The sequence below is a fragment of the Mesorhizobium sp. USDA 3734 genome, assembly GCF_056279665.1.
On record NZ_JBWCCW010000001.1, the window covers coordinates 5,079,287 to 5,093,034 of the forward strand.

The following is a 13,748-nucleotide window of genomic DNA, read 5'->3' on the forward strand; positions in this document are numbered from 1 at the left end:
CAGAATTGAGTAGGTTGGAGCATGCGGAGCACATCATGATTCAGGATCTGTTGGACGGTCTGTCGAATGCGACAAAATCAATTCCGTGCCGTTACTACTATGACGACCTTGGGTCGCGTCTGTTTGAGGAGCAATGCAAGCAACCAGAATACTATCTGTATCGTACCGAAAAAGAGATTCTCGAAAGGCAATCTGAGCAAATACTGAAAGCATGTAGCGTTGAGACTTTCGTCGATCTCGGATGTGGGAATTGCGGGAAAACCGAAATATTTCTGCGTACCTCGATCTCCGAGATGCGGTACCCGCTGCTCAATATGATCGACATAAATGGCCTCATTGTAGAAGAAGCAAGCCAACGGCTGAGTCAGACGCTGCCGACTTTGAACACAGTGAAGCTTGTTGGTGACTATGCTGCAACTATTCCTATGCATGCTCATCGCGTAGAGCCCAGCCTTTTTTTCTTCCTCGGCAGCAACATCGGCAATATGACTGACGATGAAATTCTTGGGTTCATGACCATGTGCCGAACCGGGATGCGTGATGGCGACTACATCTTGATCGGGCATGATCTCGATAAGGACCCTGCATTACTGTCTGCAGCATATAACGACAAGAACGGGGTGGCTGCGAAGACAACCCTGAACGTGCTGTCGAACCTTAATAATCAATTCTCTGGAAACATCGATATCTCCGCCTTTCGTCACGAAGCTGCCTACTATCCGGAGGGGTTCACGATGAAATCCCATCTCGTGGCCTTAAGAGACACGACGTTCACATTACCAAAGCTCAAGCTCACTGTTTCGGTGAAGGCCGGAGAGCGTATTCTGACCGAAATCGAGAGGAAGTTCCCGATGAGGTACCTTGAGCAACTTTTGGAACTTGCAAATTTAAAGTTGGTTGAAGAATTTCACGATGACAACGCGTGGTTTGCCGTGAGCCTTTTTCGTCATGTTTGCCGTAACGACAGAACGGTCAGCGGCTCGTCCGGGCTCGATGGCTAGTATCAGCCGTATAGCGCAAGCTGAGTGGTTGCGCACTGTCTTGTCGCCACTGCGAGTTGGCAGCTTCCGACTGTATGTGTGTGCCAACTTCTTTCAACTTGTGAGCAGTTGGTCGCAACGGTTCGCATTGCTCTGGATTGTTTGGGACTCATCGCACTCAACGCGTATGCTTTCTTTCGTTCCAATTGGAGAAATGGCCCCTACCATTTGTTTTGGCTACATAGCCGGAATCGTAGCCGACAAGACGAACCGGTTTCACATCGTCATTGGCGTCCAGCGATGTCTTGCCGTTGTCGCATTTTTGCTATCAGCCGTTGCTGCATCCGATATGGGACCGACCCCAGCGATAATCCTGTGGTGCCTAAACGGGACCCTTATAGCATTTCTGACGCCGGCCGCATTCTCGCTTACGCCAATGATGGTAGGCAGAGAGTTGCTACCGAAAGCGATTGCCATTAACAGCGTGTCTTACTCCATTGCGGTCGTTATTGCGCCAGTATCAGTATATGTTCTGATAGAATCTATCGGTCCATGGATAATATTCTCACTCAACGGGATCGTGCTGCTCATTTACACTACGGTAATCTCAAGAATATCACAGAATTTCCGATCCGACGTGGGTGTCAAGAGAGGCAGTGTCGGAGGCCAGCGACGTACTTGGTCCCCTCAAGTGACTGCGCCCATCGTTGGGGCGCTTGCGTCGCTTGCAATCGTTTGCATGCTCTTCAGACCCATAGGTGAGTTGCTTCCCGGTATCGTCGCATCTCTTCATGGAATGACCGATCTTGCGCTCATCGCCACATTGACCTCTGCCTTTACCTTCGGCGGCCTCTTCTCCAGCCTCATACTTCTCGGGTGGATTTCGCCCACCAACGCAAGTCGGATCAACGGTCCCTTCGCTCTTGGTCTCAGTGTGTCTGCCATCGCGATGATCTGGGCGGAGTCGAATGCCCTCCTGACACTCATAATGTTCGCCTTTGGGCTGACACTAGCGATGAACGCAACACTTGCACTCGTTTTGGTGCAGCTTGAGTCTGATGAACAATCGCGGGGAAAATTGGTTAGCATCTACTTCTATGTTTATAGCGGTGGCACAGCATTGGGCTCTGCCCTGTATGGGATTGGCGAGGCATTCCCGCGTTCAATCATCGTCTCTGCTTCAATCGTATTCACAGTGTTTAGTGCTTGCCGATTTGTCGGCGAGAGCAGGAGGAAACTATGGGGGAATCGACTATGAGCGCTTCCAAACATCTTGTCGTTTTTGGTGCTGCCGAATGGCTTCTCGCGTCTGAAAATAGAAGGTTAGCTCGCTTTACAGTGGTGGACAGAGCCTACTGTTACGACAACTATGTAACTGACAGGCCAGAGCGCCTTCTTTTGATGGAATATGCGGACCCGTCACTTCCGGACATGATTGCTGCAATCCACCGCGAAGATCCCTTCCATGGCGTGCTTCTGATGTCCGATGACGCACTTATCGCTGGCGCCACGATTGCAGCAGCCTTGGGATTGGAGTGCGTAAGTGCGGAGGCAACCGCGCAGCTAAAGGACAAATCCTTGATGAGGACTGCCCTCCAATCCGAGAAGTCCGATGCCGTAGAATTCGAACGCGTGAATTCACTTGACGGCATCGCCGCATTTGCGGCCAGAGTAGAATATCCAATTATAGTTAAGCCGACAAATTCTGTTGGAAGTTATTTGGTGAAGAAGATAGAGAAGTTTCACGATGCAAGGCGCTATTGGGAAGAAAATTGGCAAGGCAAAGAGCAATCGAGTCTGGCAGAGAAGTTCATTGAGGGTACGCATTTTGGAATTCTTACGTTCTCAATAAAGGGCAGACTTTTAATCATTGGAATTGTGCGAATATTCCACGATCCGGCGATAGCTCATGGTAGCTGGGTTTCAATTGGGCAGTATGTGCCTGGCGAAGTAACGCAAGCGCAAAGAAGCGCAATCGGTGCGACCCTCAGTCGTGCTTTATCGACGCTTGGGATCGAAGATGGGCCATGCTGGACGGAAATACGCATCAACGGCGAGTCAATCAAAATAGTCGAATCTCAGAACCGTCTGCCGGGTGGATTTATTCCTCAGCTCATTCGTCACTCGACAGGCATCGACGTCCACAACCTCTTGATCGAATGGGGTGTGCGAGAGCGTGGGTCTGGTGACGAAAAAGTCGTAAGGGCGGCCGAAGCGTTGGAGAGCATGCACGGTACTGGCAGCGGAGCGGCGATTCGGTTCTACACGCCGCAGCCTGGGCGCGTGTTGAGGGTTACGTTTCCCGAACCCCGCCCGGACGCGATCCTGCGGTCTGAAATCTATATACAAACGCCCGGAGTCGCCCCTGTGGTCACGCGGGACATCGACAGGATCGGCTATGCGATCGCGATCTCCGACATTGGGAAGGACGCGTATGAGGCCGCAAGCAATTTTGTTGAGTCCACCAAGTTCGAATACGAAGCGATGGTCTGACGCTATGAGCATGCACCATGACGTCGACGCAGCTGAAATGGGACAACCGGATCAAAACCTTCCGGCGTGGCTGCTTGAACAAAAGCTGTCGTCAAAAACGGCGACAATTGGAGTAATTGGTCTCGGATATGTCGGTTTGCCGATGTTGACGGCCTGTTGTGCGTCTGGATACCAAGTGGTTGGGTTCGATGCCGACCCCGCCAAGATACGTCAATTGGAGAAGGGAGAGTCCTACATTGATGCTGTTCTCAGCGAGGATCTCGTCCGCCATGCCTCACGAAGCACCTTCAAACATGGGGGAGATGGCGCATCGTTAGACGGCTGCGACGTCATCGTTATCTGTGTTCCAACGCCGCTCTCGCCCAACAGAGAGCCAGACCTGCAATATGTTGAGGCGGTGGTTCAGTTGATCGCGTCTCGCCTGCGCCTTGGCCAACTTGTCATCCTCGAATCGACAACATATCCGGGCACAACGGAAGATGTCGTCAAACCCCTGTTGCAGCGAGCGGGCCTTATTAGTGGTGAAGATTTCTTTCTTGGATTTTCACCAGAGAGGGAGGATCCGGGAAACAAAGCATTTTCAACCGTGACGATTCCAAAAATCGTCTCGGGCGACGGTCCAATGGCCGCGTTTCTCGTTGAAAAATTTTACAAATCGGTCGTCTCTCGGGTTGTACCTGTCAGTTCTCCGCGCATCGCCGAGGCGGTGAAGATTTCGGAAAACATCTTTCGGTCCGTGAATATCGCTCTCGCAAATGAGTTGAAAGTGATCTTCACGGCGATGGGCATCGACATTTGGGAGGTCATCGAAGCTGCGGCCACCAAACCGTTTGGGTACATGCCATTCTACCCAGGACCTGGCCTCGGCGGACACTGCATACCGATCGACCCATTCTATCTTTCTTGGAAGGCTCGAGAGTACGGGCTTACTAGCCGCTTCATAGAACTTTCGGGAGAAATAAACGTCGGAATGCCCAACTACGTTGTCTCTAAGTTAAGCGAGGCATTGGATCGACGATATGGAATCGGTTTGAGTCGGGCACGTTTGTTGGTGGTGGGTGTCGCATATAAGCGTGATGTCAAAGACTGTCGCGAAAGCCCCGCTCTAGAGCTCATGACAATGCTGCGGGCGCGGGGGGCAATCGTCGACTTCCATGACCCCTATATTCCTCAAATCCCCGCGACGCGGAAGCATCCGGCGTTGGCGAGCCTGCAGTCGGTCAATTTGAACGACCCGTCTGGCGGAGAGTATGATGCAGCCATAATTACGACAGATCACACGTCCGTCGACTATGCGCAGATCGCGAGTAAATCTAAATGCATTGTTGACACTCGCAATGTATACCGCCAGCGTAAAATTGCTTTAGAGAAAATAATACAGGCTTAGTTGCAGAATATTCATAGACATGGCTACTTTGTATCAATTAAATATTTTGGGAGCGTGGAATGTCGGTGAGGCATGAATTCTTTTCGAGCGAGCACCGGAACAATAGGATTACTCCTAGGATTGCAACGTTAGCGCGTCCAGACGGCTCTCCAAAAGACAATGATCGTGTGGAGATCGGTCCGACTGAGGTTGCATTTGACGCTTGGGCGAAGGCTGGCTTAGAAGCTCCGAATCTAGCTCGAATGCGAGAATATCGACTATCACGTCTCGTACATCAGGTATGTGATCGGGACTACGCTGCGATCTTGATGTTCGATCCGCTGAACATCCGTTACGCGACAGATTCATCGAATATGCACGTATGGGTCATGCATAACCCTTCGCGGGCATGCCTTGTCACCAGTGACGGTTATGTTGTCCTTTGGGATTACGCTGGATGTGCACATTTGTCTAGTCACCTTCCTGCGGTGCGAGAAGTACGAAGTGGAGCTTCGTTTTTCTTTTCTTCCGCTGGAGAACAGATCGCGGAACGGGCGAACAAATTTGCGGCTGAAATTCGCGAACTGCTTCAGACGCGGTGCGGTTCGAACAAGCGCCTGGCAGTGGACAGGATCGATCCCGCAGGTGTTGTTGCATTGCAGGCCATCGGTTTGGAACTTTTCGATGGGCAAGAGGTAGCGGAAAAAGCTCGTTGCATAAAAGGGGTCGACGAAATCAAAGCGATGAAGTGCGCCCTGCATTCATGCGAGACTGCAGTGGCAAAGATGGAGCAATCACTTCGCCCCGGCATGACAGAAAGCGAACTTTGGTCGATCCTGCATGCGGAAAACATTCGCTTTGGTGGTGAATGGATTGAAACGCGTCTTCTGTCATCTGGGCCACGCACCAATCCCTGGTACCAAGAGGCCGGGCCGAGAATCATTGCCGAAGGAGACTTGGTGGCCTTTGATACCGACCTGATCGGTGTTTATGGTATGTGTTGCGACATTTCTAGAACGTGGATTTGTGGCGATGTTGAACCTTCACCAGAGCAAAAAGAATTGTACGTTTCAGCGTACGAACAGGTTAAGAGAAACATCACTGTCGTCCGCCCTGGACAGACATTTAGAGAGTTGGCCGGCGCCGCTCATCAGCCTCAAGGCAAATATCAAAGCCAACGATACAGTGAAATCGCTCACGGCGTTGGGTTATGCGATGAGTACCCCACAATCTACCATCCAGAGGATTTCCCATCACACGGCTATGACGGGGTCATCGTGCCCGGAATGATTCTCTGTCTTGAAAGTTATTGCGGAGTTGTCGGCGGTCGCGAGGGCGTCAAGCTTGAGCAACAGATTTTAGTCACTGAAGAAAGCGTCGAAGATCTAACCCACTATCCGTTTGATCGACGTTTTCTCTGACGAAGCGGCGACCAGCGGCGTTGATGCAGCGATCAAGAATCGACGCGCCTCGGTCTTTGACAGGGGTTAACTATGTCTGCCTAACCTGGCAGCGAACAGAATCCGAGCGTCCACATGCCAGCAGTATCCATCCGGTCTGGGCCGCGGCGGGTGCGGTCTGTGTTAAGCTGCAGCGATGGAGATCGACACCGACAAGATCGATGGTAAGCGCCCACGTGCCCCCATGTTTCGATGAGCGATGATAGGCGCGACACTCCTCGGGATGATTCTCACGGGAGGTTTGTTTGCAGTCTGCACCCAAGTCCAGACCTGGAACATTTGCAGTCATAGAGGCGACACCTGATCGTCTGGACGAGAGCCCGGGAGTGCTGCGCCGTCGCTGGTCGGGTGAGGCGAAAGCGCGGATACTGGAAGATGCGATAATGCCGGGTGCTAATATTTCGGCGGTGGCGCGGGCGCATGGAGTGAGCCCGCAGCAGGTGTTTGCCTGGCGGCGCAAGGCGATCCGCTCCGGCGCCATCGCGATCCTGCCGACAAGATCGGATGGCCAGACGCAGAGCTTTGCGCCGGTGGAAGTAGCGCCCGGGGAGCATGAGGAACTGTGGGGCGGTCGGTGATGGAGGCTCTCTGAACGGGCCGGAACCGCGCCACAGAAAGTGCCCGTTTGGTAGGTCGCAACGTGACTGCCCCACAGTTCCTCATGCTCCCCAGCGTGAGAAAATACGGGAAGATTCGGGAATCGCAATGGACAGCGCACACTCACTGTTGGCTTTCACCAAGTTTCCCCTTCCGGCAGCGCAGAGAGGTGAGCGTGGACGAAGCGTTCACGTAGCGACGCTGTCGTCGACATGTTCCGAGCTGAGATTCGAAGACTGCTGTTCGAGCTCTGGAAATATCCGCGTTAGCTGATCCAGGGCAGCAGTGGCGATGCTTTGGGATGTGATATGCACCCCAATCTCGGCGTCGGGAAAGTCCACTTCCGATGAAGCCGACGCCCAATTCATGCTGGTTACGACAAGATCGTCATTGTCCCAAGCGAGGAACTTCCCATGGAGAGGAATCTTGCCTGCCTCGATCAGGCGGAAACCGTTCGCGGCCGCTTCCGCCTTTAACTCACGGGCATGGCGATTTCGCATAGGCTTAGAGACCATCGTGTAGAGCACACTCACCGCCATCCCGGGCCGAGAGGCGGCCACCTGGCCTTGCAACAAAGCCCCGGGACGCGCGGTGGATCCCAGCTTGTGACATCCAAGCACGAGCCTCTGTGATGCTGTGCCACTGGCTTCTCTCAGCAACGCATCATGCGCATCGCCAGAAATTACCGCAATACGCGTTGATCCTCCATTTGGGGTCAGGCGCTTCAAATCGCGTTTCGTCAAATGCAATTCCGTGGCGACGGTATCCGAAAGGCCGCGCCTCCCGATGATCTGCTGGAGGGCACCCATCACATCAGCTACAACCGCTTGATCGCGAAGTATCGCCGTCAATTCGACGTTTCGAAATGGCGACTTCAACCAGTTGCAAGAGCTGACAGCTGCCAGCCACTCTCCCGAAGGAGTATCGACCAGCATCACCTTCGCATGAGAGCCTGTCGTCCGCATGTCGACGACGAAGCGGCCTGCGATATCCGCGTCCTTGCTCACCATCTCCATGATTTTAGCAGCTTCCGCCGCATTTCGAATCTCGGTCTCCTCATCATATTCTGCACCCCAGAACACGCTGAAGCGAACGCCGCGCCTGCATGCAGTGCGTATGATCTCGAACAGGGCTTCGACGTCTGACGCTTTGATGAACGTCGAATGGATGATCACCCGCTGGTGTGCCCCCCGAACAAGCTTCTCGAATTCCACACGCTGGGCTGAGCCCCCTATGATCAGGTCTTCCGGGCTGAACGAGCAATCGTGATACACCGGCTCCGTTTGCCGCGAGGATTGCGGTCCCGAATATTGGACCGTTAGGCCGGAGTTGCCGACGTCAAGCGCCGCCACCGCGTCGACAATCCGGCGCAGCTCATCACCAGCTGCCTCAGGCAATCCCCGAGGTACCCCGTCTACGACACGGACTACCATATATTCATCGTCCCGCACTGACGCCGTGCGGCCATCGATCGACGCGAGTTGTTCATCCCATCCCTGGGCCACCACCTCGCTAAGACGATTGAGATTGGCCTCTTGTGACATTGTCGGTCCATCGCCCTCCACGCGCAGGACCCGGACATCGGCACCAACCTTTCGCTCCGCTTCGATCTTTCGCGGAGACTTGATCAACACATCTCGTGTTGGAAAGAAGGTTCCCGTCGCTCTTTCGATGACGAAGCTTGCTTTCCGGACGAGCCGTTTCGGAAAAAAAGGCAAAGGATTGCCGCTGCTGATGGCTTCAAACCCATATGGACTCGCCATGAACGACGCGCCATTGGCGGATGCTTGAACTTCGACCAGGCGAAATCGCATTAGCCGCGCGATAGATGCGACTATGAGCTGGCGTGGTAGGTCGGCGTGATCCGCCAGTTCCTTGATCGTCCGGGGCACGCGGGCGATCGAAGCGAGGATTAGTTCATCGACAATGCTCCATGGCCGCCCTTTGTCGATCCCCACCCTGCAGGAAACTCGAAAAATGGGCAAAGCGACGAGAATACTCACCTGACGCCTCCCAGATTTTCCGGCCTGATAAGCTCAGCAAGTGCTTGCCCGTCGGCTCTCCGCTGTCCTCCCAGAGCTTCGACCGCTCCGAGGATATCGGTCAGGAACGTTAGGTCGTGTGTCTCTTCATCGGGATTGACACCCCTAACGGCCTCTCTCAAAAACTGAAGACTGCCGACGATCACAAGCTTGGATTTTGCCCTGCTCAACGCAACGTTCATCCGACGCCGGTCGCGCAGAAAGCCGATCGCTGAACCGCCGGAGCGCGGATTGTTCCGGACGAGAGAGATGATAACCAAATCGGCTTCACTTCCTTGGAAGGAATCGACCGTTCCGACGAAACTCCCGCCGCGCCGCACTGGCCGAAATCCATCAAGGTGCGCTAGGTCGCTACGAAGCAAGGCAGCGACCCGATCGGAGAGTTTTTCGACCTGGGCCTTATAAGGAGAAAGAATCGCAAGAGAGGGGGTGCCGCAGGACGGGTCTGCCCGCACGTGCTTAAGCACATTCATTACGGCATTGATCTCGGACGGATTGTTCCAACGCGGGCTCCCGAACTCCATCCGTTCACGCCGACCCGTCGAACTGACGTGGGGGAAGTCGACCACGACGACGGGGGAAGCGGGCAGCGGATCGATCGTAATAAAAGGAGGCGGCTCGCTCTGAGCCCGCTCTCGTCGCCCGCGCTCGGTCAGAAGCTTGCCTTGGTAGAACGCCTTGGAAACGATTTCAGCGATGGCCGGATCCATGCGCCTCTGTTCGGTCAGCGTTGCCGCGATGTGGCGATGATTTGGATTGGCCAGTGATCGTCGCTCGTCTTCGACCACGACACTCCGGAATGGCTCCAACAGCCGCAACGCGAGGTCGGTGATCTCCTTGAATTTCAGTGGATTGGTCCGCAGAGCTTGCATGGCTTCGAGTTCGCCGTCCCTCAAGACAGACGCGACAACCTGTTCTGCGATATCCAAGGTTTGCTCAACTAGGGTATGACTTCCCAAGATTCCGCCGATGCGTTCGGCTCCGAACGGCGGAAGCTGATGGTGATCGCCAATCAGCAGTCGCCGGCCAGACAGCATCAAAGGACCGACAAGTTCAGGACCGGTTGCCTTCGCTGCTTCCTCTACGATCACCCAATCGAATTGCTCGCGTGCGTCAACCATACGCTCAATGTCGGCGGAGTTCGCCGCCGAGATCACAATATTGGCTGCGTCGAGGACGAGATTGGACATCCCTCGGAGTCCTTTTCGTTCGTCGTCATGCAACTCATCCTCCTCTGACGACCGCTGAGCTCGCTTCGATTGAACGGACTTGGCCTCAAGTCGGTCGTACGCTGCGGCGAGCCGTTTGATCTGCTCGCGCTCACCGGAGATATTCTCGGCGACCATTTGGCTTCGGGCCAACGCCCGAAGATATTTTGCGGCAACATGCTGTACGTCGTCGTCGGTTTTCGCCCTCCGAAGCGATGACGAGCGCACGACAATGACGTCATGCGCATCGTGATCGGCTAGCACCTCTTTGACTTTCTCTTGCAAGTTATCGAGGGCATCGTGACCCTGTGCGCTTAGCAAGATGCGAGTCGATGGATCCTCGAAACGACGCCAGATCAATTCTGTGGCTAGCCTTGTCTTCCCCACGCCAGGCGGACCAACGACAAAGAATGATGGAAGATTGCTCCAGATAGCGCGCAGGGCCTTTTGCTTCGGCTGATCCAGTTCCGCGAATTCTGCGTCATCATCCCTCAGTGCCTCTTTGCTCGAGCGCTGAAGTCGCCAAGGATCGTCCAGCATGTCGACGAGATCGACGCGTGTATTGAGCGCTCGAATATTCGCCAGGTGCCGTCCTATAACCTTTTCGGTGCCAGTCTCTCCGTCGGCACGTAGGAACAGCGGACCTCCGTGAGGAACCTCGTCGTCAACCTCGAACCGGTACGCTTGTCCACCTCGCTTCTCGACAACGTCAACAAATGACGCCGTGATGTCGTGCGTTCTAGACCCGCCCAAGCTCGCGGAAAGGCTGATGCGCCACTGGCTTTCGGCATCCCGATGCTCCTCACCGAAGAGCCTGTTCAGCGCCGCAGATGTCTCAGGGAGGCCTATGCGCTTGGCAATACGATCACGATCATTGTTTGGAAGCCCGCGGATTGTCACATAGCGTCGACCGCGATCGCTGGTCGATTCAAGCACTTCGATTGGATAGATTTCAAACGCCTTGACGACGGATTCGACAATTTGAACCAGAACGAGCGCCGCCTGGATTTCCTCGGTGCGTCCGGTATCCGTGCCCTCCTTCGGATCTGCGAAGGCACTCCAATCCAGAACATCGGGCCCAAGTGCGGCACGGAGGTCTCGAGCCCCTCGGATGCCGGATACCGAGATCGGTTGAAGGATGGGGTGTTCAACGAAGTTGCCGACGCCGATTGGACCGCCACGTGGCTCCGCGTTGGCGCAAAACGCGATGTCCCAGACGGGGACACCGTCATCTTGGAATGCGGTCAACGTGTACGCCATCGCCTCGGTAACTAAGGTCAGGCGATCTCTCTTTGGATCAAACGATGTTGGCACAAGCAATGTGGCTCCCCCAGCCATATCTGCCTGGAGCCAATCCACCTGCTTCCGAAACTCGTCGATGGGTACTTGTCCACCGGTTGCGGCGAAAATCACGTCAGCCACGCGTGACGGAACCGGCAATGCCAGCAAGAAGGTTCCTACCCTTGCAGCGACAGATCGTGCGACGTTTGAGATAATGTCATCGATCGCCCGCGAAATCGTCCCTGCGTCCTGAACGTCAAGCCGAGAAGGGACGATGAGGCGGCGCAAAACGGCGCGCTCGGAAGGGCTCAATGCGAGGGCTTGGTCAGGCCCGTCGAGAGCTTCAACGTCTCCCGTTTGTCTCACGACTACACGAAAGGTCGCCGCGATCAGTCGACCGAGGGCCTGCCAATCTTCTTCAAACGAATATCGGTGCGCCCTTTTTGACTCGCTCTGAGGGCTGAGGCGCGCATGCGAGGCCGCAACGGAATCCGCACTTAGCCAGAGGCTCCATTCAAATCCAGCAAGGTAGAAGTCGGGGTCTTCCGATCCCTCCGTGAGCACGACATCTTCGCTCAGGCTTCCGTGCACGAGCCCTTGTGAATGGACGATGCCGAGCGCCTTCACAAGGCGGCCTACATTCCTCCAGAAGAGCACGCGCGACCTAATGGCGCCCAAGTTCTTTAGCCAATGCTGCCGGGGAAGACGTTTCAGTCGCTGGGCCAGTGGTTGGCCGAGCTGCGGTTGTAGTACTCCGAAATTCTCTTCGTCTTCGACGAATTCGATAACGTCCACGATCACTTCGCGGGCGCCGCCATATGACATCAGGCGTTGCATTTGCCGCATTTCGTGCAGCCATAGCTGCCGCAGATCATCGTCAACAGCGGTGTTGGTCTTTCGCCAGAGCTTTAGGTTGTAGCCCGCCCCAGTGTCCCGTTCCTCTACCTCGAAAATTGCGGATCTGAGTGCCGAGCGATCAATAGGGGCGATTGCGTCCCCGACGAATTCAAACCGCGCCTCCAGGGGCGGACGTTTGCGAGTCGGAGCTTTCTTTTTCGCCATCCGTGCCGTGCCCGAGGGATTCACTGATCCCTATATTCATCAACAGGCACGACGATTCGGATGACCAGCATCCAACATTCGTTTGCCCAACCCGCTTCCCAGACCCTTTTATAATACAGAATGTGGAGATTCGGACCAACGACTGCTTTGGCTGGCTTGTCCACTGGACCGGTATTTTCACACAATCCCCATGCTCGGCTGATCTTCAAATCGGGCCGGGACGCCAACCGAGTTTTCCGCTACGTGGAGAAATGTAATGTTCCCATACCGGAACGCTTTCAACTTTGCCTCGATCGTATAGCCTCAGCCATGTCGCAGAATTTTTCAGACCGCTACGGCTTCAAGCCGGCCGAACCGGAGATCACCATCCGGGAAGACGCGCCGGAAGACCTGCGCTTTGCCATCGCGCAGATCGCCGTCAACGCAGGAATGGGGCCGAGCGATATTCGAGATGTGGTCTGCACCGTTCTATTTGTGGCGCCCGACCGCAACAACTGGTCCGAATACCCGAACATCTGGGATGAGGTTCGGGGGCTGCTCGAAGATTGCGAATGGTTCAAGGTCTATGACATCGCTGAACGCCTTCATCGCAGCCTCCACTATCAGCAGGCGGATCAGTTTCGCGACGAGCTGAACAGATTTTTCCGCGAAAAGGGCATCGGCTGGGAGCTGAAGGACGACGAGGGCATCGTGTTTCGCGGCAGCGCCCCCTTTGCCGCAGCGACCATCAATGCAGTCGAGGCGCTAACAGCGACCGGACGCACAAATGCCGCCTCCGAAATTCGCGAGGCTTTGCGCGACATCTCCCGCCGGCCGGAGCCGGACAGGACGGGCGCTATCCAGCATTCCATTGCGGCGCTGGAAAGCGTTGCGCGCGACATCGCCAATGAGCCGGGACTGACGCTGGGACGACTGGTGCCGCGCCTCGGCCTTCCTCGCCCGCTCGACGAGGCCGTGGAAAAGCTCTGGGGTTTTGCCTCGGACAGGGCAAGACATATTCGGGAGGGACAGCAACTCGGCGATGACGAGGCAGAGCTGGTCGTCAGCGTCGCGTGCGCTGTTTCGATCTTCCTGGTCCATCGAACGCAGCAGGTTCGCTGAACGCTCGCCAAATCCTATTCCCAGCACCGGGAACAGCGACAAAGCCTATCGATTTCGACGCCTGGTCGAGACACGACCGCCGACCTAAACGATCCCCCAGGCGCGATAACGCGCCGTGCCGGCCACTACCCGTAAGGGGAACGCCGCAGTTCGGTCCC

Annotated in this window: 9 protein-coding genes; 7 read left to right on the forward strand and 2 right to left on the reverse strand. The window is 55.2% G+C overall.

Going from position 1 to position 13,748, the window contains the following annotated elements:
- Nucleotides 1-35: 35 nt before the first annotated feature.
- From ACZ89F_RS24410 to ACZ89F_RS24435, 6 genes are all read left to right on the forward strand, one after another.
- On the forward strand, nt 36-1,001 hold the full coding sequence (locus ACZ89F_RS24410; protein WP_476094566.1) for an L-histidine N(alpha)-methyltransferase: 966 nt from the start codon (nt 36-38) through the stop codon (nt 999-1,001).
- The gene (locus ACZ89F_RS24415) at nt 994-2,238 is read left to right on the forward strand and encodes an MFS transporter (RefSeq protein WP_476097359.1); all 1,245 of its coding nucleotides are present in this window, start codon (nt 994-996) and stop codon (nt 2,236-2,238) included. The genes ACZ89F_RS24410 and ACZ89F_RS24415 overlap by 8 nt, the downstream gene beginning before the upstream one ends.
- On the forward strand, nt 2,235-3,473 hold the full coding sequence (locus ACZ89F_RS24420) for an ATP-grasp domain-containing protein (protein WP_476094567.1): 1,239 nt from the start codon (nt 2,235-2,237) through the stop codon (nt 3,471-3,473). Before ACZ89F_RS24415 ends, ACZ89F_RS24420 begins: the two co-directional genes overlap by 4 nt.
- Nucleotides 3,474-3,477: 4 nt before the next feature.
- Nucleotides 3,478-4,860, forward strand: coding sequence for a nucleotide sugar dehydrogenase (locus ACZ89F_RS24425; protein ID WP_476094568.1), 1,383 nt, complete (start codon nt 3,478-3,480; stop codon nt 4,858-4,860).
- Between the two features lie 308 nt (nt 4,861-5,168).
- Complete coding sequence (locus ACZ89F_RS24430; RefSeq protein ID WP_476094570.1) at nt 5,169-6,260, forward strand: M24 family metallopeptidase; 1,092 nt, start codon at nt 5,169-5,171, stop codon at nt 6,258-6,260.
- 365 nt (nt 6,261-6,625) lie between these two features.
- Nucleotides 6,626-6,877 (forward strand): transposase, encoded by a 252-nt coding sequence (locus ACZ89F_RS24435; protein ID WP_476097360.1) that lies wholly within the window; start codon nt 6,626-6,628, stop codon nt 6,875-6,877.
- Nucleotides 6,878-7,084: 207 nt separating this feature from the next.
- Here ACZ89F_RS24435 and ACZ89F_RS24440 read toward each other — a convergent pair whose 3' ends face one another.
- Together ACZ89F_RS24440 and ACZ89F_RS24445 are read right to left on the reverse strand one after the other, a co-directional pair.
- A complete protein-coding gene (locus ACZ89F_RS24440; RefSeq protein ID WP_476094572.1) occupies nt 7,085-8,899 on the reverse strand; it encodes a phospholipase D-like domain-containing protein in 1,815 nt (604 codons plus the stop codon).
- The gene (locus tag ACZ89F_RS24445; protein ID WP_476094573.1) at nt 8,896-12,489 is read right to left on the reverse strand and encodes a DEAD/DEAH box helicase; all 3,594 of its coding nucleotides are present in this window, start codon (nt 12,487-12,489) and stop codon (nt 8,896-8,898) included. Before ACZ89F_RS24445 ends, ACZ89F_RS24440 begins: the two co-directional genes overlap by 4 nt.
- Nucleotides 12,490-12,636: 147 nt before the next feature.
- Between ACZ89F_RS24445 and ACZ89F_RS24450 the strand changes: the two genes are divergently transcribed.
- Nucleotides 12,637-13,590 (forward strand): AbiJ-NTD4 domain-containing protein, encoded by a 954-nt coding sequence (locus ACZ89F_RS24450; protein ID WP_476094575.1) that lies wholly within the window; start codon nt 12,637-12,639, stop codon nt 13,588-13,590.
- The last annotated feature ends 158 nt before the right edge of the window (nt 13,591-13,748 follow it).

Coding starts and splice junctions, on each gene's coding strand:
- ACZ89F_RS24425 (WP_476094568.1), top strand. CDS start 3,478: ATGAGCATGCACCATGACGTCGACGCAGCTGAAATGGGACAACCGGAT.
- ACZ89F_RS24430 (WP_476094570.1), top strand. CDS start 5,169: ATGTTCGATCCGCTGAACATCCGTTACGCGACAGATTCATCGAATATG.
- ACZ89F_RS24420 (WP_476094567.1), top strand. CDS start 2,235: ATGAGCGCTTCCAAACATCTTGTCGTTTTTGGTGCTGCCGAATGGCTT.
- ACZ89F_RS24415 (WP_476097359.1), top strand. CDS start 994: ATGGCTAGTATCAGCCGTATAGCGCAAGCTGAGTGGTTGCGCACTGTC.
- ACZ89F_RS24410 (WP_476094566.1), top strand. CDS start 36: ATGATTCAGGATCTGTTGGACGGTCTGTCGAATGCGACAAAATCAATT.
- ACZ89F_RS24445 (WP_476094573.1), bottom strand. CDS start 12,489: ATGGCGAAAAAGAAAGCTCCGACTCGCAAACGTCCGCCCCTGGAGGCG.